Source organism: Roseovarius sp. TE539 (genome assembly GCF_003298505.1).
GTDB lineage: Bacteria > Pseudomonadota > Alphaproteobacteria > Rhodobacterales > Rhodobacteraceae > Roseovarius.
The window spans coordinates 145,969-165,180 of the sequence record NZ_QNGB01000002.1 but is presented as its reverse complement, the minus strand read 5'-3'; the positions used below and the strand labels follow the sequence as shown (position 1 = coordinate 165,180).

Below are 19,212 nucleotides of genomic sequence, written 5' to 3'. Positions count from 1 at the left end.
TCCTCCGTCAATGTTTCGTGTTGCCTCTTTGTTCTCACATTTATCCACAGCTGTAAAGAACTTTTTAAGAACTTTCGTGAACATTTGGGGATTTTTCGATCAAACACCTGGAAACACCGCGAAATTTACCCACAGTTCAGCCGACCGAAATAAGACGGATCGCGGCGTCCTGTTCCATCAGCCACAACAGGACCCGTGCGGCCCGGCCACGCTCACCCTTCAGTTCGGGATCGTCATGCAGCAGACGGCGCGCGTCGCTCTGGGCCACGGCCATGAGCCCCGCCTGCGCCTCCATGTCACCCACCCGAAACCGCGGAAGACCGGATTGCGCCGTGCCGATCACGTCGCCGGCGCCGCGCATCTCCAGGTCCACCTCGGCGATACGGAACCCGTCTTCGGTGTCGCGCAGCGCGGTCAGGCGCCGCCGTCCGCCCTCGCTCAACGGCGGCTGGTACATCAGAAGGCAGGTCGATTGCGCGGTGCCCCGCCCCACCCGGCCACGCAATTGATGAAGCTGCGCAAGGCCGAAACTCTCGGCCCGTTCGATAACCATGATCGACGCATTGGGCACGTCCACCCCCACCTCGATTACCGTGGTCGCCACCAGGACCTGCGTTTCCCCGGCCTGGAAGGCGCTCATCGCGGCGTCCTTCTCCTCGGGGGGCAACTGCCCGTGGACAAGCCCCACGACAGCCTCCCCGAGCGCCGCGCGCAGGCGCCGGAACCGTTCCACCGCGCTCGACAGGTCCACCGTCTCGCTTTCCTCCACCAGAGGGCAAACCCAATAGGCCTGCCGCCCCTCGGCCACCGCCCGGCGCAGGTGATCGACGACCTCGTCCATCCGCCCCTGGCTGACCAGCGCGGTGGTCACCGGCTGGCGGCCGGGCGGTTTCTCGTCGAGAACCGAAACATCCATGTCGCCGTATTGCACCAGCGACAGGGAGCGCGGAATCGGCGTCGCGGTCATCACCAGAACGTCCGCCCCCGCCCCCTTGCGGCCCAGTTCCAGCCGTTGGCGCACCCCGAAACGATGCTGCTCGTCCACGATCGCAAGGCGCAGATCGGCAAAATCCACATCGCGCTGGAAAACCGCGTGGGTGCCCACGAGGATACCGATCTCGCCTGCCTTGAGTGCCGTCAGCTTGGCCTGCCGCACCGCGCCCTTGTCCCGCCCGGTGAGGATTTCCAGCTTCACGCCGGCGCGGTCGGCAAGCGGGCGCAGCCCTTGCAGATGCTGCCGCGCAAGGATCTCGGTGGGGGCCATCATGACCCCCTGCCCTCCGGCCTCCACCGCGATCAGCAGTGCCTTGAACGCCACCAACGTCTTGCCCGCGCCCACATCACCCTGCAACAGGCGGTTCATCCGCCGCTCGTCAGCCATGTCGGCGGCAATCTCGGCGATGGCCCGGGTCTGCGCCCCGGTCAGCGCATAGGGCAGCGCATCCAGCACCTTCGCCTGCAATTTGCCGGTGCCCACCGTGGAGCGCCCCTTGGCGCGGCGCAACCGGGCCCGCGCCAACGCCAGCGTGAGCTGATGCGCCATGAATTCATCATAGGCCAGCCGGGCCCGCGCCGGGTGCGCCGGGCTCAGGTCCGCCGCTTCTTCGGGGGCATGGGCCGCCATGATCGCGGCCCGCCAATCCGGCCAGCCCGCCTGCGCCTTCTGCACCGGGTCGATCCATTCCGCCAGGTCCGGCGCGCGTGCCAGGGCGGCCGCCGCCGCGCGGGCCATGACCTTCTGCGTCACCCCGGCAGTGAGGGGGTAGACAGGTTCGAAAGCGGGAATCGTGCCGGCCTCGTCGGGGGGCAGGATATGATCGGGATGAACCATCTGCGCCACCCCGTCGAAAAGCTCCACCCGCCCCGACACCACCCGGCGCGCGCCGGTCGGCAGAACCCGGCGCAGATAGTCTTCGCGCGCATGAAAGAAAACCAGCTGGAAGCTTGTCGCGGCATCCTCGGCCATCACCCGGTACGCCCCGCCGCGCCGGGCCGGCGCCCGGTGCTGGCCCACCACGACCTCCACCGTTACCACGCCGGGTATCTCCGCGCCCTGCACGGTGGTCCGCCGGCGTCGGTCCACGCCGGAATGAGGAAGTGTGAACAGAAGGTCGCGGGGTTTCTCGACCTCCAGCGCGGCAAGGTTCGCGGCGGTCTTGGCGCCCACTCCCTCCAGCGTCTCGAGCCCCGCGAACAGCGGATAAAGCGCCTCCGGCCGGCTGCTCATGCGTCGCCGACCAGCCGCAGCCAGCCGTCCTCGTCCAGCGTCTCGATCCCCAGTTCGGTCGCCTTGCGGGCCTTGGATCCCGCTCCCGGGCCGGCCACCACCAGATCAGTCCTGGCAGAAACCGATCCGGAAACCCGCGCCCCCAGCTCTTCCGCCCGTGCCTTCGCCTCGGCACGGGTCATTCTTTCAAGGCTGCCGGTGAAGACGATCGTCTTGCCCGCCACAGGGCTGTCGGCGGTGGCACGCGGCTCGGGTGGAAGGATGTCCAGATGCCCGATCAGACGGTCGATCGAGGCACGCTCGGCGGATTGTGCGAAACTGTCGGCAAGCGACAGGGCCACGCTGGCACCGATCCCGTCGATGCCCACCAGATCCTCCCAGGCCGCTTTCGCCCCCTCCGGAAGGGCGGCCTCCTCCCATGCCCGGCGCCGCGACTCCGCGCTCTGCGCGCGGCGCTCCCCGGCCTGCGCGGCGCGCTGTTCCGCGGCCACAGCCTTTTCCGCCGCCCGATGCGCGGCGGCGGCGGGGATGGCGGCATCGACAGCCGCCGCAAACTCCTCCCAGCTTCCGTAATGACGCGCCAGATCCGCCGCGGCCACCTCGCCCACATGACGGATCCCGAGGGCGAAGATCAGCCTTTCCAGAGGGATGCGCCGTTTTTCGTCGATGGCACGAAAGAGATTCGCGGCGCTTTTCTCACCCCAGCCCTCGCGGTTCCGCAACTGCGTCAGGCAGCCCGGGCCGTAACGCGCCTCCAGTTCGAAGATGTCCGACGGCTCCGCGATCCATCCGTCACGATAAAACTGCTCCACCTGCCTGGCGCCCAAACCCTCGATGTCAAAGGCCGCGCGGGACACGAAATGCTTCAGCTTCTCGACCGCCTGCGCGGGGCAGATCAGCCCGCCGGTGCAACGGCGCACGCTGTCACCGGCCTCGCGCACCGCGTCCGAACCGCATTCGGGGCATTTTTTCGGGAAAGCGAAGGGCACGGCCGACCCGGGCCGCCTGGAAAGATCCACGTCGGCCAGTTTCGGGATCACGTCGCCGGCACGGTAGACCTGAACCCAGTCGCCCTCGCGGACATCCTTGCCATCGCGGATCGGAGTGCCATTCGCGTCACGCCCGGCGATGTAATCCTCGTTGTGCAGGGTCGCGTTGGACAACACCACCCCGCCCACGGTCACCGGGGTCAGACGCGCCACCGGGCTAAGCGCGCCAGTGCGCCCGACCTGGATGTCGATCGCCTCCAGCCGGGTCCAGGCCAGTTCAGCCGGGAACTTTTGCGCGATGGCCCAGCGGGGGGTGGTGGACCTGTAGCCCAACCGCGCCTGCAGGCCCAGATCGTTGACTTTGCAGACGACGCCATCGATATCGTAGTCCAGTGTCGCGCGCTGCTGCTCGATCTCCGCGTAGCGCGCCAACATTTCCGCCGGCCCGTCACAAAGCACCGTGAGCGGGTTGGTGACGAAGCCGAGCGCAGACAACCGCCCGATCGCCGACATCTGCGTTTCTGCAAGAGGCTCGCTAAGCTCTCCCCAGGCATACGCGAAAAATCGCAAGGGCCGGGCCCGGGTGACCTCGGCGTCGAGCTGCCGCAGCGACCCCGCGGCTGCGTTGCGCGGATTGGCGAACGGCTTGTCAGACCTTTCGGTCTGCCGCGCGTTGAGCGCCGCGAAATCGGCATGGCTCATGTAAACCTCGCCGCGCACCTCGAGAAGCGCCGGCGCGCCCTCAAGGGTTTGCGGGATGTCATCGATTGTGCGGGCATTGGCGGTCACGTTTTCGCCCACCGTGCCGTCGCCGCGGGTTGCCGCCTGCACCAGGTGCCCGTCCTCGTAGCGCAGGCTCAGGCTCAACCCGTCGATCTTGGGCTCGCTCGTGTACCGCAACGGCGCGTCCGCGCCCAACCCCAGATAGCGCCGGATCCGGCCATCGAACTCGGTGATCTCCTCCGGATAGAAGGCGTTTTCAAGGCTCAGCATGCGCTGCGCGTGGGTGACCTTGGCAAAGCCCTCGGCCGGGGTGGCGCCGATGCGGCCGCTCGGGCTGTCGGGCCGTCTCAGGTCGGGAAACCGCGCCTCTATGGCGGCATTGCGGGCCTTGAGCGCGTCGTAATCCGCATCGCTCATCACAGGGGCGTCATCGGTATGATAGGCCCGGTCCGCGCGGGCGATCTCTTCGGCCAGACGGGCCAGTTCGGCCCGCGCCTGCGCCCTGTCCAGATCCTCAGCCGCGACTGTCCCGGTCATCCGCGCCTCCTGTGAACGCCGGGCGCCGCATCGCGCCCGCGGATCACAGTGTTAGGGCGCACCGGCCCCGAGGTCCAGCCGCCTCGCGCCTTGTCAAAGGTGACATCGGGTGCAGTGGCGCATGGTCACCGGGACCGTCTTGGTCAACATCCGGTCAGGCGCCGATCGCCAACCGCTCCTCGTCGGCATCGCGCGGTTCGGGATCACGCAGAACGTATCCACGGCCCCAGACCGTCTGGATATGATTTTCCCCGCCTGTGGCCTCGGACAATTTCTTGCGCAGCTTGCAGATGAACACGTCAATGATCTTGAGTTCCGGTTCGTCCATGCCGCCGTAAAGGTGGTTGAGGAACATTTCCTTGGTCAGCGTGGTGCCCTTCCTGAGGCTCAGCAGTTCGAGCATCTGGTATTCCTTGCCGGTCAGATGCACCCCCTTGCCCGCCACGTCCACTGTCTTGGCATCCAGGTTGACGTTGATCGGACCGGTCCGGATCACCGATTGGGAGTGCCCCTTGGAGCGGCGAATTATGGCATGGATGCGTGCCACCAGTTCCTCGCGGTGAAACGGCTTGGTCAGGTAATCATCGGCGCCGAAGCCGAAACCCTTGATCTTGTTGTCGGTATCCAGCTCGCCCGACAGGATCAGGATCGGTGTCTCGATCCTTGCAAGGCGAAGCTGGCGCAGCACATCATGCCCGTTCATGTCCGGCAGGTTCAGATCCAGAAGGATCAGATCGTAGTCATAGAGTTTCGCAAGATCTATCGCTTCCTCGCCTGATTCGGTCGTGTAGACGTTCAGGTTCGCATGGGTCAGCATCAACTCTATGCTTTTCGAGGTCGTTGGATCGTCTTCCACCAAGAGCACGCGCATCAGGTTTCTCCGCTAGTGATCACTTGTTCGACTCCAGCCTCGCCAAATTTGGTTAACTACCCGTTACCATACAGGAACATTTCGCGAATTCAATTTCAGGTTGTACTTTTCCGCGACTTAGTGATCACGGTCCCGTGTCCTGTGTGGCACCGTCGCCTTCAGCCCGGACGTACCGCCGATCCGGGCGCCGCGCACCCACTCGGAAAATTCCTCCTCGCTCAGCCGGTACCGGCGCAGCGCCTCGTGTCGCGGAATCAGGCCGTAAAGCACACCGCGCACCACGAGCAGCTTTCGCGACGCGACCCACCTTTCGGTGTCCGCGGGCGGCAGATCCGACTGTGTCAGGACCGTGCCATCGGGCAGCGTTACCGCCCTTGGCGCGTCAAGTTTTTTCAGATACATGGCACTCACCCTCCGTAAATCGGAGGCCACACTGCCGAAATCGCTCTTAAGGGCCTGTGAAACCCGGGCTTGAGAGTGCTTAGGATTTTCCTATATTCCGCCGGAACGCATTGAGGGGCCGCCATGGCACTGGACACGAATACCGAACCGAACTCGCTGGGCTTCGCCAAGCCGCCTGCCGAGACGCGCGTCGTCGTGGCCATGTCCGGTGGCGTCGACAGTTCCGTCGTGGCCGCACAACTGGCCGAGGAAGGCTACGACGTGGTCGGCGTCACCCTGCAGCTATACGATCACGGCGCGGCACTGGCCAAGAAAGGCGCGTGCTGTGCGGGCCGCGATATCCACGACGCCCGGCGAGTCGCCGGCGAGATGGGATTTCCCCATTACGTGCTGGATTATGAGAACGTCTTTCGCGATGCGGTGATCGACGAGTTCGCCGACAGCTATCTCGCCGGTGCAACGCCGGTGCCCTGCATTCGCTGCAACGAACGGGTGAAGTTCCGTGACCTGCTGGAAACGGCGAAGGATCTGGATGCGGATTGCATGGCCACCGGCCACTATATCCGCCGCAAGGCGGGCGCCAACGGACCCGAATTGCACCGTGCCGCAGACGCTGCGCGCGATCAGTCCTATTTCCTGTTTTCCACAACCCGCGAACAGCTTGATTACCTGCGCTTTCCCCTTGGTCACCTGCCGTCCAAGGATGCCACCCGTGCGCTTGCCGCGAAATACGGGCTCGGGGTGGCAGACAAACCCGACAGCCAGGACATCTGTTTCGTGCCCAATGGTGATTACGCCTCGGTCATCGAGAAGCTGCGCCCCGGCGCTGCCGACGCCGGCGAGATCGTGGATACACGCGGCCGCGTCCTCGGGCACCATGAGGGCGTGATCCACTACACCATCGGTCAGCGCCGCGGGCTGGGGATCGGCGGCTTGTCCGAACCGCTTTACGTGGTGAAACTGGATGTCGAGGAACGGCGCGTCATCGTCGGCCCGAAAGAGATGCTCGCGACCCGCACCGTGCCGGTGCGCGAGGTCAACTGGCTGGGTGACGCGGCCTTCGCGTCAGCGCCCGAGTGGCATGTGACCGTCAAGGTCCGCTCCACACGTCCAGCGGCTGACGCGGTGATCCGGCCACTGGGTCCGGACAGCGCCGAGGTCGAGCTTCTCACTCCCGAAGAGGGGGTCAGCCCCGGGCAGGCCTGCGTGTTCTACGAAGCCGACAGCAGCCGTGTGCTCGGCGGTGGCTGGATCTGGAAGGGCTGACCGCAGGCGGATTTGCTTGCAACAACCCTCTTTCAGGCCTTGAAGCTGGTCAAACGTCACAGTCCCGCCAGCACCGCGCGGGCGGCCCGGAGGCCCGGTGCCTCTTGGTCGCGTCCCAGTTTCTGCATCGTGGATCGCATCGCCGCGATCTGTACCCCCGGATCATCCATCAGCCGCAGCACGGCAGGCCCGATCAAATCGGCCCGGCACGCCTTGCCGATGAATTCCGGCACGGCGCGAGTTTCGCTGACCAGGTTGACCAGTGTCAGAGTGTCCACCTTCAGCATCCGCGCAATGATCGCGCGGCTCAACGGGTGTACGTCATAGGCGATCACCATCGGCGTATCTGCCGCAGCCAGTTCCAGGGAAACTGTCCCCGAGGCCGCAAGCGCCCAATCGGCACAATGAAATGAACATTTTTTATCAGTATTATACTGGTCACCTTTAATGTTTGATGGTGAAAGCACGACCGGCTGTTTGGGCCAGTTTGGCAAGGTCTCGCGCAACACCGGTTCGGCGGCCGCGGTGGTTGGCACGACGAGTTCCAGATCGGGGTTATTGTCAAGGACCGTGCGCAGGGCCTGTCCGAAAATCGGTCCCAGGCGCGCCACCTCGGAGCGGCGCGAGCCCGGGAGAACCAACAGAAAAGGGGCCTCGCCCAGGCCATGCCTGGCCCGGAATCCGGCCATCTGCGCCCCGGTCGGTACGGCTTCTGCAACAACCGGATGACCCACGAAATCGCAGGCCATTCCGTGCGCCTCCATGAGCGGCGGCTCAAAGGGCAAAAGAGCCAGGACATGATCGACATGGCGTGCCATCCTGCGCGCCCTCCCCGAACGCCAGGCCCAGACCGAGGGGGCAACATAGTGCACGGTTCGCACACTGCTTCTCTTCTTGACCAGCTTGGCCAAACGAAGGCAGAAGTCCGGGCTGTCGATGGTGATCAGGACATCCGGTTGCGCTGCCAGAACTGCCTCGGCCGTCTGGTGCAGTCGCCGGCGCAGATGCGGGTAGCGCGGCAGGATCTCAACCAGCCCCATCAGGCTCAACTCGTCCATCGGAAACTGGCTTGTCAGGCCCTCCGCCTCCATCATGGGGCCGCCAACACCCTGGAATTCCACAGTTTCAAGCTTTTTCAAGCCGGCCATCAATGCGCCGCCAAGGCGGTCGCCGGATGCTTCACCCGCAACCATGAAGACCCGCATCACAGACCTCTTGATGAAAGAAAAATTCCCTCATTTTCCGCGGTTTGCAAGGTCTTCTTGCGGTCAAGCACCATCACGCGCCCGGCTTCGATCACCAAACCGGACAGCCCCGCGGCCGCAACTTCCGCAATCGTCTCGGGCCCGACAACCGGCATGTCGACCCTCAGATCCTGTTGGCGTTTCGCAGCCTTGACATACACGCCCTTGAACCCCCTGCGTAGGTCGCTTGGTGTGCGACTCGCAAAGCGCAATGTCTCATTCGTGCCCTGCAAGGTTTCGATGCCCAGGCACTGACCACCTGCCACCGCACAGCCCTGCCCCACATCGACGGTTGCAAGCGCCATCAGGATTTCGATCGCCCGCGCCGCGTCGGCCTGATCCTGCGCTGTCAACGGCGGCCCGGCCAGATGCCCTTCGGGCGCCGTCAGTTCCGGCAAAAGCTCATGGGCGCCGACGATTTGAAAGCCGTTCTTCTCGAACACATCTATCACTTGCCGCAAAAGGCAGTCGTCGCCTTCTTTCATGGCGGCCATCAGCCGCGGCGCTTCCAGACGCATCGTGTCGTCGAACTGTTCAGGGTCCAGGACCGGCCGGGACAACGCACCGGCCAGAACCACGCGATCCACACCCGCGTTTCTGCAAGCCGCGAAGATCTCGCCCAGCTTCTCCAGGTGCAGTTCGCATACCTGTTCACCCAGGTCATGCGGAACACCCGCCAGCGTGATCCGCAGTGCTTCGGGATGCGCCGCCGCAATCGCCACCGGAAGGCCGCCACCACAGGCAACGATGCCAAGCCGGCCCGCCATGCGCTCAATCCGTTCCGGGGGTCAGGAACGAGCGGTCGCTCGCCCCGGTGACGAACTCGACGATCTGGCGCACATACGCGCTCTCGGTCTCTTCGCCCAGGCGTTTCGCCCTGTCCTGGAACGCACCCTCGCCCTGCGCGAGCATCTGGAAGGCGGCCCGCAGCGCGGTGATGTCCGAACGGCCGACACCGCGGCGTTTCAACCCCACAAGGTTGAGACCGTCCAGCTCGCCTCGTGGCGCCTGCACCAGACCATATGGAATGACATCATGTGTCACCATGGTGACCGCGCCAACTATGGCACCCTGTCCGATGCGTACAAACTGATGCACGCCCGACAGGCCGCCGATGATCACGTCATCCTCAAGCACGCAGTGACCGGCAAGCGCGGCATTGTTCACGATAATCACGCGGTCGCCGATCCGCACGTCATGGGCCAGATGGCATCCGGCCATGAAGAGGCCGTCATCCCCCACGCGGGTCAAACCGCCGCCACCTTCGGTCCCGGTGTTCATCGTCACATGTTCGCGGATGCGCGCCCGCGCACCAATCTCGAGCCGCGTCTCTTCCCCGCGGAATTTCAGATCCTGGGGGATCTCGCCAATACACGCGAAAGGAAAAACCACACTCTCGGCACCTATCTCGGTTCGGCCGGAAATGACAACATGGCTCTTGAGCTCGACATGATCCCCGAGCTTCACGCCAGGACCGATATGGCAGAAAGGGCCAATCCAACAGCCGACACCAAGCTCCGCGCCGTCTTCGACGACCGCAGAAGGGTGCACCCGGGTTTCTGTTTCTTTGCCGGACATGGTGGACATCAGGTTTCCGGCAGGTCCATCATCGCGGTGAATTCCGCTTCGGCTGCCATCTCTCCCTCGACCTCGGCAATGCCGGCGAACTTCCAGACCTTGCCGCCGGGTTTGCCGCGCAGTGTCCGCAGCTGCATTTCCAACACGTCTCCCGGGATCACCATGCGCCGAAACTTGCATCTGTCGATCGACATGAAATAGACCAGCATGTTGCGGTCCTCCATGCCCAGCGAGGTGCCGACCATCACTGCCGCTGTCTGCGCCATCGCTTCCACGATCGTGACCCCGGGCATGATCGGTTTGCCCGGGAAATGCCCCTGAAAATGCGGCTCGTTCATGGTCACATTCTTTATGCCGCGCGCCGATTGATGGCCGTCGATATCCACCACCCGGTCAACAAGAAGGAAAGGGTAGCGATGCGGGATCAGCCTTTGGATCAGGTGGATATCCGCGCTTCTCAGCGGTTCGTTCATCAGGTGTCCTCTTTCGCCAGCGCCGTGGGGCTGATCCCTAGCAACTCGGCCCTCGATGGGCAAGCGCGCCTAGTTCTCTCCGGGGCTTTCTTCGCCGGCTTCCGGGGCCTGCCCGCCAGCAGTTCCACCCACGTCCGGCGGACCCTCGCCAAGGGCCTCGTCAACGCGCGAGATTGCAAGATCGGTCACATCTATCACATCGGTCGCCAGGAGAAGTTGCCGTTTTTCGAGTATGATGTCGCTGTCAGAATCCTGCATCAACTCGACAAGCACCGGTTCGATTGTCCGCATGAAGGACACCGGAGCACGCTCGCGACGGCGTTCAAGGTCACGCGCCTTGCGCTCGGCCCGTTCCCGAAAGCCCTGTACCTTTTCGTCGAACGCATCCGCAAGATCGCGAAATTCGTCGGCGGGCATTGTCCCGCGCTTTTCTGTAAGGTCCTGTTCCTCGGCCTTCAGTTGTTCCTCGATCTCGCGGTTGCGCGCGATCAACGCCTCGCGCTGCCTCTGGTAATCGGCAATCATGCGCTGACCGAACCGGGACTCGTTGAAAAGCCTGTCAGTGTCCAGAACGATGACATCGTTCTGGACGACGCCGAAACTCTGGGACGTCGCCGGTGAGGCCAGAAGGCCGACAATCAGGACGGCGAGCCGCAGGCTGCTCCCCAGTGATGCCATTTCTAGAAATCCGAAGCGACGGTCAGATCGAAGTTCTGCGTCACGTCACCCGGTTCGTCGACCACCGGCACCGACCAGTTGAACCGCAGCGGACCGAAAGGTGATTTCCAGAACAATGAAACACCAACGACATGGCGCGCATTGAAGCCTTCGGATGCGATCGTCCCGGTGGCGTTCGAGGTGTCGACATCCCAGATCGAGCCAACGTCATAGAATGCGCCGCCGGAAATACCGTATTCCTCGGGAAGACCCAGCGGGAATTCGGCCTCGAACTTGGCGACCGCGAAGAAATTGCCGCCAAGATGTTCGACAAGGCCCGCGTTGGTTTCGGTGGGACCGATGCCGTTGGGCTCGAACCCGCGCATGATCTGGCTCTGGAACCGGTTAATCGCCCGGCTTTCCTGCCCGCTGTTGAAGTTCAGCGCCCCACCCTCCAGGCTTGCGCGCAGAGTCACCTCCTCGTTCAGCACCTTGGTCTGCGCGACTGCGCGTGCCGACGTCTTGAGATATTCATTGTCGCCGCCAAGACCGTAAATCTCGTTGCCGAAAGACAGCAGCACGCCGGCATTCGGATTCAGGCCAGTGCGGCGCGTGTCATATGTGTATTGATATCCCACGCCACTAGAGATCCGATCACCCTGCGCGGTTTCCGCAGCCAGGACGCCGCTGAGGCCATTGAAATCGTTCATTTCCTCATAGGCACCGCTGTAGAGCACGGACAGACGGCCATTCTCGCTGACCGGGAAGGTCAGGCTGGGCCGGAAACGCCCCAGTGTCGTGTCGAAGTTGTTGAAATCACTGTCTGTTTCCGTGTAGCCGAAATTCAGGCCGAAGGCCACGTCGCGCGCAAGGAAGGCCGGTTCGGTGAAGTCGATATTGAAGTTCAGCGCCGAGTCGGTGGTTGCGATCGACGCGGCCAGCTTCTGACCGCGACCAAGGAAGTTGCGTTCCTTGAACCCCAGCTGGATGCCAAGGCCCACGCTGGAAGAAAAGCTGGCCCCGAAAGACAGGCTTCCGGTCGATTTCTCCTCGACATTGACGTCGACGACCACTTGATCCGGCCGTGATCCTTCGCGGGCGTCCACTTCCGCGGTCTGGAAATAATCGAGCGCGCGGATTCGCTCGGCAGCGGCGCGAATCTGGCGCGGATTGAACGGATCGCCTTCCACGGAGTCGAACTGCCGCCGGATCACGCGATCCAGTGTCGTGGTATTGCCCTTGATATCTATGCGCTCGATGAAAACGCGCGGTCCACGCGTAAGCGCGAAATCGACATTGAGGGTCAGATCACGGTCATCACGGTCGATGCGCGGTTCGACCCGCAGGAAATCACGGCCATTCCGTATCGCCAGGCGCTCCATCCGGGCGATGGCATTCTCGACCAGGGTCGGCGAATAGGTCACACCTTTCCGGATCTTCAGCGTGTCATGATACGGCTCGGACTCAACGCCCGACATCTCGCTGGTCGTCGTGAGATCACCGAAAGTGAATTGCTGGCCTTCCTGAATGTTGAAGGTGACGAAATAGGCGTCGCGCTCGCGCGCCAGCTCGGCATTGACGCCGGTGACCCGGAAATCGACATACCCCCGGGACTGGTAGAAATCCGTGAGAACCTGCTTGTCGAAGGCGATCCGGTCCTCGACGAACGTGTCCTTCTCGATCAGCGCCCTAAGGAGGCCCGCCTGCTTGCTCTGCAGGACCCGGCGAAGCCGCCGATCCGAAAAGGCGCGGTTGCCGACGAACCCTATCCGTTGCACTTCGATCTTCTTGCCCTCGAAAATCTCGAAGACAAGATCGACGCGGTTGTCGCTGCGGCGGATGATGCGCGGGTTGACCCGCGCGGAGATGCGCCCGTTCTGCACATACGCTTCCGACAAGGTGGCGGCATCGCGTTCGGCCTTGTCAGGACTGAAGACCTGACGCGGACTGCTTTCGATGAAGCCCTCAAGCTCGTCATCCTTGAGACGCTTGTTGCCCTCGAAAGCGATCCGGTTGATCGTCGGGTATTCGTCCACAACGATCCGCAACCGGTTGCCCTCCGGTTCGATTGCGACGGTTTCGAACAGGCCGCTGCCGAGAATCCGCTGGTACGCGGCATTGAGCTCTCCGGCGCTGACGGCCTCTCCTTGCTCGATTCCCGCGTAGGTCAGGATCGTGCCCGGCTCGACCCGTTCATTTCCCGCAACCGTGATGGAGGTGAAACGATAAGTCTGCGCCTCGGCAGCGTTTGGCAAAGACATAACAGTGGACAGCAAAAGCATGCAAAAAAAGAAGAAAAACGCTTTTGCCGGTTTCGATACTGCGCCCCCGGACCGTGTGTGCGGCCCCAGCTTATAATTATGCATTTCTGTAACCCGATCAGACATCCCAGTAGGGGAATTCAGTAAACCGTCCGACGGGTCTTGTCAAAATACCAATGGGGCGCGGGGCCGGTTTCCGCACGCTGTGTTGCAACGACGAAAGACCGGATCACAAGGAGCCGATGAATGCCCCTGCGAGCAACGCAATCACGATCGTGGAAATATAGACGATCAGGTCCATGTTCAGGTTGAACAAAAGACTAAGGCCGCGATATCCGCCGATGATATGTTGCATGGCTCACCTCCGTGATTCCGTTATCGTGCAACATGGCTGCCGAATATGGCCGGTTTGGCCACAAATTGCGGCGAATTGATGGCCATTCGCTCTCAGGGTACGAACGTCACGGGCACAGAATGTCGTTGGCCAGGGCAAATGCCATGAGCGACAGCACGAGTGTCAGCCCGACGGTCATCATGATCTTGAGCGCTGTGTCGCTTGGCGGGCGTCCGGCCACCGCTTCGAAGGCGTAGAACACTAGGTGCCCACCATCCAGAACCGGGATCGGAAACAGGTTGAGCAAGCCGACTGCCGCCGAAAGAACAGCGACGAACCAGACAAAGCTCTCCACGCCCTGGCTGGCCATCGCGCCCGAGACCTCGGCGATTCCGATCGGCCCGGACATGTTGCAGCTGCTGATGGCTCCGGTGATCATGTGAAACAGGCCCGACAGGGAGTTGGTGATCACGCGCCAGGTCTGTGTGACGCCGCCGGCAAGCGCCTCAACAGGAGAAAGAGCCGTGGTGGCGGGTTCAAATGCCAGTCCACCGGCAATGCCGATCCGCAACGCTGTGCGGAACCCGCCATCGGGCTGAGGCTCGTCCACCCGCTTGGGTCGCAATGTCAACTGGCGGGTCTCGCCCTGGTTCCAGATTGTCAGGTCCAGGGCGCGGCCACCGGACCCTTCGACGATTTCCTTGAGTTCCGAAAAGGCCGTTATCTGGCTTCCGTCCACGGCGATGATCACGTCGCCGACCCGCATGCCGGCTTCATAGGCCGCCGATTGAGGCGCGAGCTGCGTGACCAGCGGTGGCAGGGGATACGGGCCGGAAACCGTCATCTCGCGCCCGTCCCGGCGCACGCCGTAATCCAGTCGCGGCGCGATCGGCAGGGTCTTGACGAATTCGTCCAGCCCGTCGGTTTCATCAAGATCCGGCAGGGCAGTGCCCGCGATCGAAAGAAGCTCGTCACCGGCGCGCAAGTTGATCTCGTCACCCGGAAGCGGCTTGACCTCCCCGATCGCGATCGGTTCGGCCATCTTGCCCTGCGCCATCATGACGGCTCCGAACACCAGCACCGACAGGACGAAATTGAACAGCGGACCTGCCGAAACGGTGGCCGTGCGTGCCCAAAGCGGGGCGCCGTGCATCGTGTGCCGCAATTCCTCGTCCGACATTGCCTTGAGGGTTGCGTCGCCCTGCCCGCTCGAGGCATCGGCGTCGCCGCGGAATTTCACATATCCGCCGAAGGGCAGAGCCGCGACCTGCCAGCGGGTGCCGCGCCTGTCATGGCGTGACCAGAGGACAGGGCCGAACCCGAGGGAAAATACATCCGCCTCGATCCCGCACCATCGACCGACGATGTAGTGACCGTATTCGTGGATTGCGACGATGATCGACAGCGCAACAACGAAGGCGAGAAGCACCATGAACAAATTTCCGAATTGCGGAATGAGCGCTGCAATATCCACTGACCCTACCTATCCCGGTTTCCTGCCGACCAGATCATCGACGGCAATACGTCCCAGATGGTCCAGACGATGTACGCTATCAAGTGTAATTTCGGCGTCAATAAGACCAGGTTCTGACGACAAGTGGTCCAGTGTGCCCGCGACAACTCCGTGCATGTCAGTGAAACGCAGGTTTCCGGCAATGAAATGATCGAGCGCACGCTCCTTCGCGGCGTTGAACACGGCGCCACTCAGGCCGCGCACCTCCATCACCTGGCGTGCAAGCCCGAGCGCCGGATAGCGCGCATTATCGGGGTTAAAAAATTCGAGGCTCCCCGCCGCGGCCAGATCCAGACGATCGACCGGCAGCACCAACCGGTCCGGCCAATTGAGCGCATATCCGATCGCATGCCGCATGTCATGCGGCCCCACATGGGCCATCAGCCCGCCATCCCTGAAACCAACCAGTGCATGGACAAGTGACTGCGGATGCACCAGAACCTCGATCTGGTCCGGATGAAATCCGAAATATTCCCTTGCTTCAATAACTTCCAGTGCCTTGTTGAACATCGAAGCGCTGTCTATCGTTATCCGCTGCCCCATTGTCCAGTTCGGGTGCCGCGACGCTTCCGCCACTGTCGCCTCGGCCAGTCCCTGCAACGGCCAATCGCGGAATGCGCCACCGCTGGCGGTTATGATCACCCGCTCGACCGCGGCGGTATTCTCGCCTGAAAGCGCCTGGAAGATCGCGGAATGCTCGCTGTCCACGGGCAGTATCCGCGCCCCGCTGCGCGCGGCAGCACTCATCAGGAGCGGCCCCGCCGAGACCAGCGATTCCTTGTTGGCAAGCGCCAGTGTCACGCCGTCCCGGAGCGCGGCCAGTCCCGGCTCTAGTCCGGCGGCCCCGACGATCGCGGACAAAACCCAATCTGTAGGACGCGCCGCCGCCTCGTTCAGTGCATTTCGCCCCGCGGCTGCCGCGATGCCGCTGCCCTCGAGGGCGTCACGCAGCTCCGCAAGGCGGTTTTCATGAGCCGTCACCGCGATTTCCGCCCCGAACTCGCGCGCGTCCGACGCAAGCCGGTAAATGTTGTCCCCCCCTGTCAAAGCAACCACTCGGTATTGCCCGGGTGCTTGCCTGACAAGATCGAGCGCATTTTGCCCGATGGAGCCCGTCGAGCCGAGAATCGAGATCCGTTTCATGTCGCCCCCGGAAGAAGCCCGGCCACATGCAGAAAACCGCCAAGCAGCGCGGCCGCCAACATCGCATCGAACCGGTCCAGCACCCCCCCGTGCCCCGGGATCAGACCCGAACTGTCCTTGACGCCGAGGCGGCGTTTCAGCGCGCTCTCGGACAGATCGCCCATCTGTCCGGCAAGCGCGACGAGAACCGAAAGCGGAACCAGAGCCTGTCCAAGTCCCGAAGGTCCGGAAAATGCAAGGCCAACAATCGACGCGCCGATCCAGCCCGCTATGGTCCCCGACCAGGTTTTCTTTGGGCTGATCCGTGGCCAGAATTTCGGCCCTCCGATGATGCGCCCGGCGAAATACCCCGCCACGTCCGAGATCACGACCACGCCGACCAGCCAAAGGAACAGTGCCAGACCACCTTCGACCCGCAACATCCCGGCCATCTGGCATGCCAGAAGGATGCCCGCGGCACCGACCACGAAGCATGCACGCTCCCGGCCCAGCTGCCCCGCACCGACAAGTGCCACGGCCAGAACCATGGGAATGAGGAAGATGGCCGGCAGGAACCATGTCGCGGCCAGAACGCCGGACGCGAGCGCACCAAGCCGTGTTGCCGCAGCGGGCGCATGGGGCGCGATCATGCGTGTCAGTTCCCAAATCATCAGGCCGCCGAGCACCCAAAGCGCCGCCGCGAAGACCAGACCCCCTGCCCATACCGCGCCAAGGCCCACCACGATCAGGCCGGCCGCGGATAGCAGCCGCGGCAGCAGATCAGCCCACCGGGCGTCGGCGCTCATGCGGTCACGGCGCCGAACCGCCGCTCGCGGCGGCCGTAAGCGCGTACGACACGCGCGAAGAGGTCGCGGTTGAAATCGGGCCACAGCGTATCGACGAATTCATATTCCGCGTAAGCAGACTGCCATAACAGGAAATTGGAAATCCGCGCCTCACCACTGGTTCTGATGACAAGGTCCGGATCCGGTAAAACATAAGTATCCAAGTATTTTGGCAGCGTTTCTTCATTCACGTCGTCAGGATTCAGTCGCCCTGCGGCGACATCCCGGGCAAGTCTTTGGGTCGCGCGGGCCACCTCGTCTCGGCTTCCGTAGTTGAGGGCCACGGTCAGGTGAAGAAGATCGTTGTTCGCCGTGATCTCTTCCAGCTCGTCCATAAGGGTCACCAGCTTCTTGTCGAGGCGCAGGCGATCACCGATGAAACGCACGCGAACACCCTGATCGCGCAGAACGCGGGCTTCGCGGGTTATATAACGCCGGAACAGGCTCATCAGCCCGGCGACCTCGGTCTGGGTCCGCTTCCAGTTTTCGGTCGAGAAGGCGAAAACGGTCAGGTACTTCACGCCCAGTTCGGGACAGGTTTCAACGATCTCGCGCACCCTTCTGGCGCCGGCATTGTGCCCATAGAGCCGCGGACGTCCACGGGCCTGTGCCCAACGGCCATTGCCATCCATTATGATCGCAACATGGGATGGGCCGTTCCGGCACGGCGGGCCGGGTTTCATATGGGCGCCGTCATCCATCAAACCTGCATGATCTCTGCTTGCTTCTTCTCAAGCGCATCGTCCACCGAGGCGATATATTCATCGGTCAGGTTCTGCACCTCGGTTTCCCAGAATTTCTGATCATCCTCCGACATGCCATCGCTCTTGGCCTTCTTGATCTGATCCATGCCGTCGCGGCGTACATTGCGGATCGCGACACGGGCGTTCTCGGCATATTGCGACGCCACCTTGGAGAGGTCACGCCGCCGCTCCTCGTTCAGTTCGGGGATCGGCAACATGATGATCGTGCCGTTGAGTTGAGGGTTGATCCCGAGTCCGCTTTCGCGAATTGCCTTTTCAACCTTTCCAACCAATGACTTGTCCCAAACATTCACAGTCACCATGCGCGGTTCCGGCACGTTGACCGTGCCCACCTGGTTGATCGGGGTCTTCTGCCCGTAGGCATCGACCATGACCGGTTCCAGCATGCTTGCGGAGGCGCGCCCCGTACGCAGCGAAGCAAGCTCGCTGCCGAGCGAGCCGAGCGCGCCTTTCATGCGGCGTTCCAGGTCGTCGGTGTCGATTTCAATCTCTTCAGCCATGATCTTTTCCCTTTCAGCCCGCCAGCCACGCACCCGCGCGTGACCATGAGTCAGCCATGCACCGTTGTATAAGCCCCTTGCCCGGCAAGAATACCCTTGAAGCCACCCGGCTCGTCCAGGCTGAACACGATGATCGGCAGGTCGTTGTCCCGCGCCAATGCGATCGCGCTGGCATCCATGACCTTGAGATGCCTGGCCAGCACCTCGTCATAAGTGACGCGGTCGTAGCGCTGCGCCTCGCTGCATGCGACCGGGTCGCGATCATAGACGCCGTCGACCTTGGTGCCCTTGAAGATCGCGTCGCAATTCATTTCGTTGGCGCGCAGCGTCGCGGCGGTATCCGTCGTGAAGTAGGGGTTTCCGGTTCCGGCCGCGAAAATGCACACGCGTTTCTTTTCAAGATGCCGGACGGCCCGCCGGCGGATATAGGGTTCCGCCACCTCATCCATTCTTATCGCCGAAATCACCCGGCAGAAGACACCCAGCTTCTCAAGCGCGCTTTGCATGGCGAGGGCATTCATCACCGTGGCCAGCATGCCCATGTAATCCGCGGTCGTCCGTTCCATGCCCTGTGCCGACCCCTGCAAGCCGCGAAAGATGTTGCCTCCCCCGATCACCATACAGATCTCGACCCCAAGCTCGTGAACAGCCGCCACCTCCTGCGCGATGCGCTCCACGGTGGGGGGGTGCAGACCGTATCCCGCATCCCCCATCAACGCCTCTCCCGATATCTTCAGCATCACCCGGCTGAACTTCGGAGTCGCAGGATCGGCATCGGTCATTGGACGGGCTCCGTTGGCGCCGTGGGGCAATCGGGCGCAAAATGTCCCAAATCCCGCTCAGGTTCAATCACATAAACCGTGGCCGACGTGAAAACACGGATGGGGAACTCGCAATCCGGTCCGA

General features: G+C 62.8%; 18 protein-coding genes. 1 reads left to right on the top strand and 17 read right to left on the bottom strand.

Annotated elements, in window-relative coordinates; translation table 11 throughout:
• Positions 1-136: 136 nt before the first annotated feature.
• The 4 genes from recG to DQW77_RS02075 form a co-directional block, all read right to left on the bottom strand.
• Positions 137-2,227: an ATP-dependent DNA helicase RecG gene (recG, locus tag DQW77_RS02090; RefSeq protein WP_113256513.1), complete on the bottom strand. Its 2,091-nt coding sequence runs from the start codon at positions 2,225-2,227 to the stop codon at positions 137-139.
• Positions 2,224-4,476, bottom strand: coding sequence for an NAD-dependent DNA ligase LigA (gene ligA / locus DQW77_RS02085; RefSeq protein ID WP_113256512.1), 2,253 nt, complete (start codon positions 4,474-4,476; stop codon positions 2,224-2,226). The genes recG and ligA overlap by 4 nt, the downstream gene beginning before the upstream one ends.
• 154 nt (positions 4,477-4,630) lie before the next feature.
• Positions 4,631-5,347 (bottom strand): response regulator transcription factor CtrA, encoded by a 717-nt coding sequence (gene ctrA / locus DQW77_RS02080; protein WP_113256511.1) that lies wholly within the window; start codon positions 5,345-5,347, stop codon positions 4,631-4,633.
• 117 nt (positions 5,348-5,464) lie between these two features.
• On the bottom strand, positions 5,465-5,749 hold the full coding sequence (locus tag DQW77_RS02075; protein ID WP_113256510.1) for a DUF1153 domain-containing protein: 285 nt from the start codon (positions 5,747-5,749) through the stop codon (positions 5,465-5,467).
• A 123-nt stretch (positions 5,750-5,872) separates the two neighbouring features.
• Between DQW77_RS02075 and mnmA the strand changes: the two genes are divergently transcribed.
• The gene (gene mnmA, locus DQW77_RS02070; RefSeq protein ID WP_113256509.1) at positions 5,873-7,015 is read left to right on the top strand and encodes a tRNA 2-thiouridine(34) synthase MnmA; all 1,143 of its coding nucleotides are present in this window, start codon (positions 5,873-5,875) and stop codon (positions 7,013-7,015) included.
• 56 nt (positions 7,016-7,071) lie between these two features.
• On the opposite strand, the gene lpxB is transcribed toward mnmA, so the two are convergent.
• The 13 genes from lpxB to pyrH form a co-directional block, all read right to left on the bottom strand.
• The gene (lpxB, locus tag DQW77_RS02065) at positions 7,072-8,220 is read right to left on the bottom strand and encodes a lipid-A-disaccharide synthase (RefSeq protein WP_113256508.1); all 1,149 of its coding nucleotides are present in this window, start codon (positions 8,218-8,220) and stop codon (positions 7,072-7,074) included.
• Positions 8,220-9,026 carry an LpxI family protein gene (locus tag DQW77_RS02060; protein ID WP_113256507.1) on the bottom strand — a complete coding sequence of 269 codons (807 nt, stop codon included), beginning with the start codon at positions 9,024-9,026 and terminating at the stop codon, positions 8,220-8,222. Before DQW77_RS02060 ends, lpxB begins: the two co-directional genes overlap by 1 nt.
• Before the next feature lie 4 nt (positions 9,027-9,030).
• Positions 9,031-9,837 (bottom strand): acyl-ACP--UDP-N-acetylglucosamine O-acyltransferase, encoded by an 807-nt coding sequence (lpxA, locus tag DQW77_RS02055; RefSeq protein ID WP_113256599.1) that lies wholly within the window; start codon positions 9,835-9,837, stop codon positions 9,031-9,033.
• Positions 9,838-9,845: 8 nt separating this feature from the next.
• Complete coding sequence (gene fabZ / locus DQW77_RS02050; protein ID WP_113256506.1) at positions 9,846-10,310, bottom strand: 3-hydroxyacyl-ACP dehydratase FabZ; 465 nt, start codon at positions 10,308-10,310, stop codon at positions 9,846-9,848.
• Between the two features lie 69 nt (positions 10,311-10,379).
• Complete coding sequence (locus DQW77_RS02045; protein ID WP_113256505.1) at positions 10,380-10,988, bottom strand: OmpH family outer membrane protein; 609 nt, start codon at positions 10,986-10,988, stop codon at positions 10,380-10,382.
• A 2-nt stretch (positions 10,989-10,990) separates the two neighbouring features.
• Positions 10,991-13,228, bottom strand: a complete 2,238-nt coding sequence (bamA, locus tag DQW77_RS02040; RefSeq protein ID WP_258523640.1) for an outer membrane protein assembly factor BamA — start codon at positions 13,226-13,228, stop codon at positions 10,991-10,993.
• A gap of 229 nt (positions 13,229-13,457) precedes the next feature.
• Positions 13,458-13,583, bottom strand: a complete 126-nt coding sequence (locus DQW77_RS18440; RefSeq protein WP_258523639.1) for a hypothetical protein — start codon at positions 13,581-13,583, stop codon at positions 13,458-13,460.
• Between the two features lie 106 nt (positions 13,584-13,689).
• Positions 13,690-15,036, bottom strand: a complete 1,347-nt coding sequence (gene rseP / locus DQW77_RS02035; protein WP_113256504.1) for an RIP metalloprotease RseP — start codon at positions 15,034-15,036, stop codon at positions 13,690-13,692.
• Positions 15,037-15,045: 9 nt separating this feature from the next.
• Positions 15,046-16,218 (bottom strand): 1-deoxy-D-xylulose-5-phosphate reductoisomerase, encoded by a 1,173-nt coding sequence (dxr, locus tag DQW77_RS02030; protein ID WP_113256503.1) that lies wholly within the window; start codon positions 16,216-16,218, stop codon positions 15,046-15,048.
• Positions 16,215-17,003 carry a phosphatidate cytidylyltransferase gene (locus tag DQW77_RS02025; RefSeq protein WP_113256502.1) on the bottom strand — a complete coding sequence of 263 codons (789 nt, stop codon included), beginning with the start codon at positions 17,001-17,003 and terminating at the stop codon, positions 16,215-16,217. The genes dxr and DQW77_RS02025 overlap by 4 nt, the downstream gene beginning before the upstream one ends.
• A complete protein-coding gene (gene uppS, locus DQW77_RS02020; protein WP_113256597.1) occupies positions 17,000-17,725 on the bottom strand; it encodes a polyprenyl diphosphate synthase in 726 nt (241 codons plus the stop codon). The genes DQW77_RS02025 and uppS overlap by 4 nt, the downstream gene beginning before the upstream one ends.
• 17 nt (positions 17,726-17,742) lie before the next feature.
• The gene (gene frr, locus DQW77_RS02015) at positions 17,743-18,306 is read right to left on the bottom strand and encodes a ribosome recycling factor (RefSeq protein WP_113256596.1); all 564 of its coding nucleotides are present in this window, start codon (positions 18,304-18,306) and stop codon (positions 17,743-17,745) included.
• Positions 18,307-18,356: 50 nt separating this feature from the next.
• Positions 18,357-19,088, bottom strand: coding sequence for a UMP kinase (pyrH, locus tag DQW77_RS02010; RefSeq protein WP_113256501.1), 732 nt, complete (start codon positions 19,086-19,088; stop codon positions 18,357-18,359).
• Positions 19,089-19,212 lie beyond the last annotated feature (124 nt).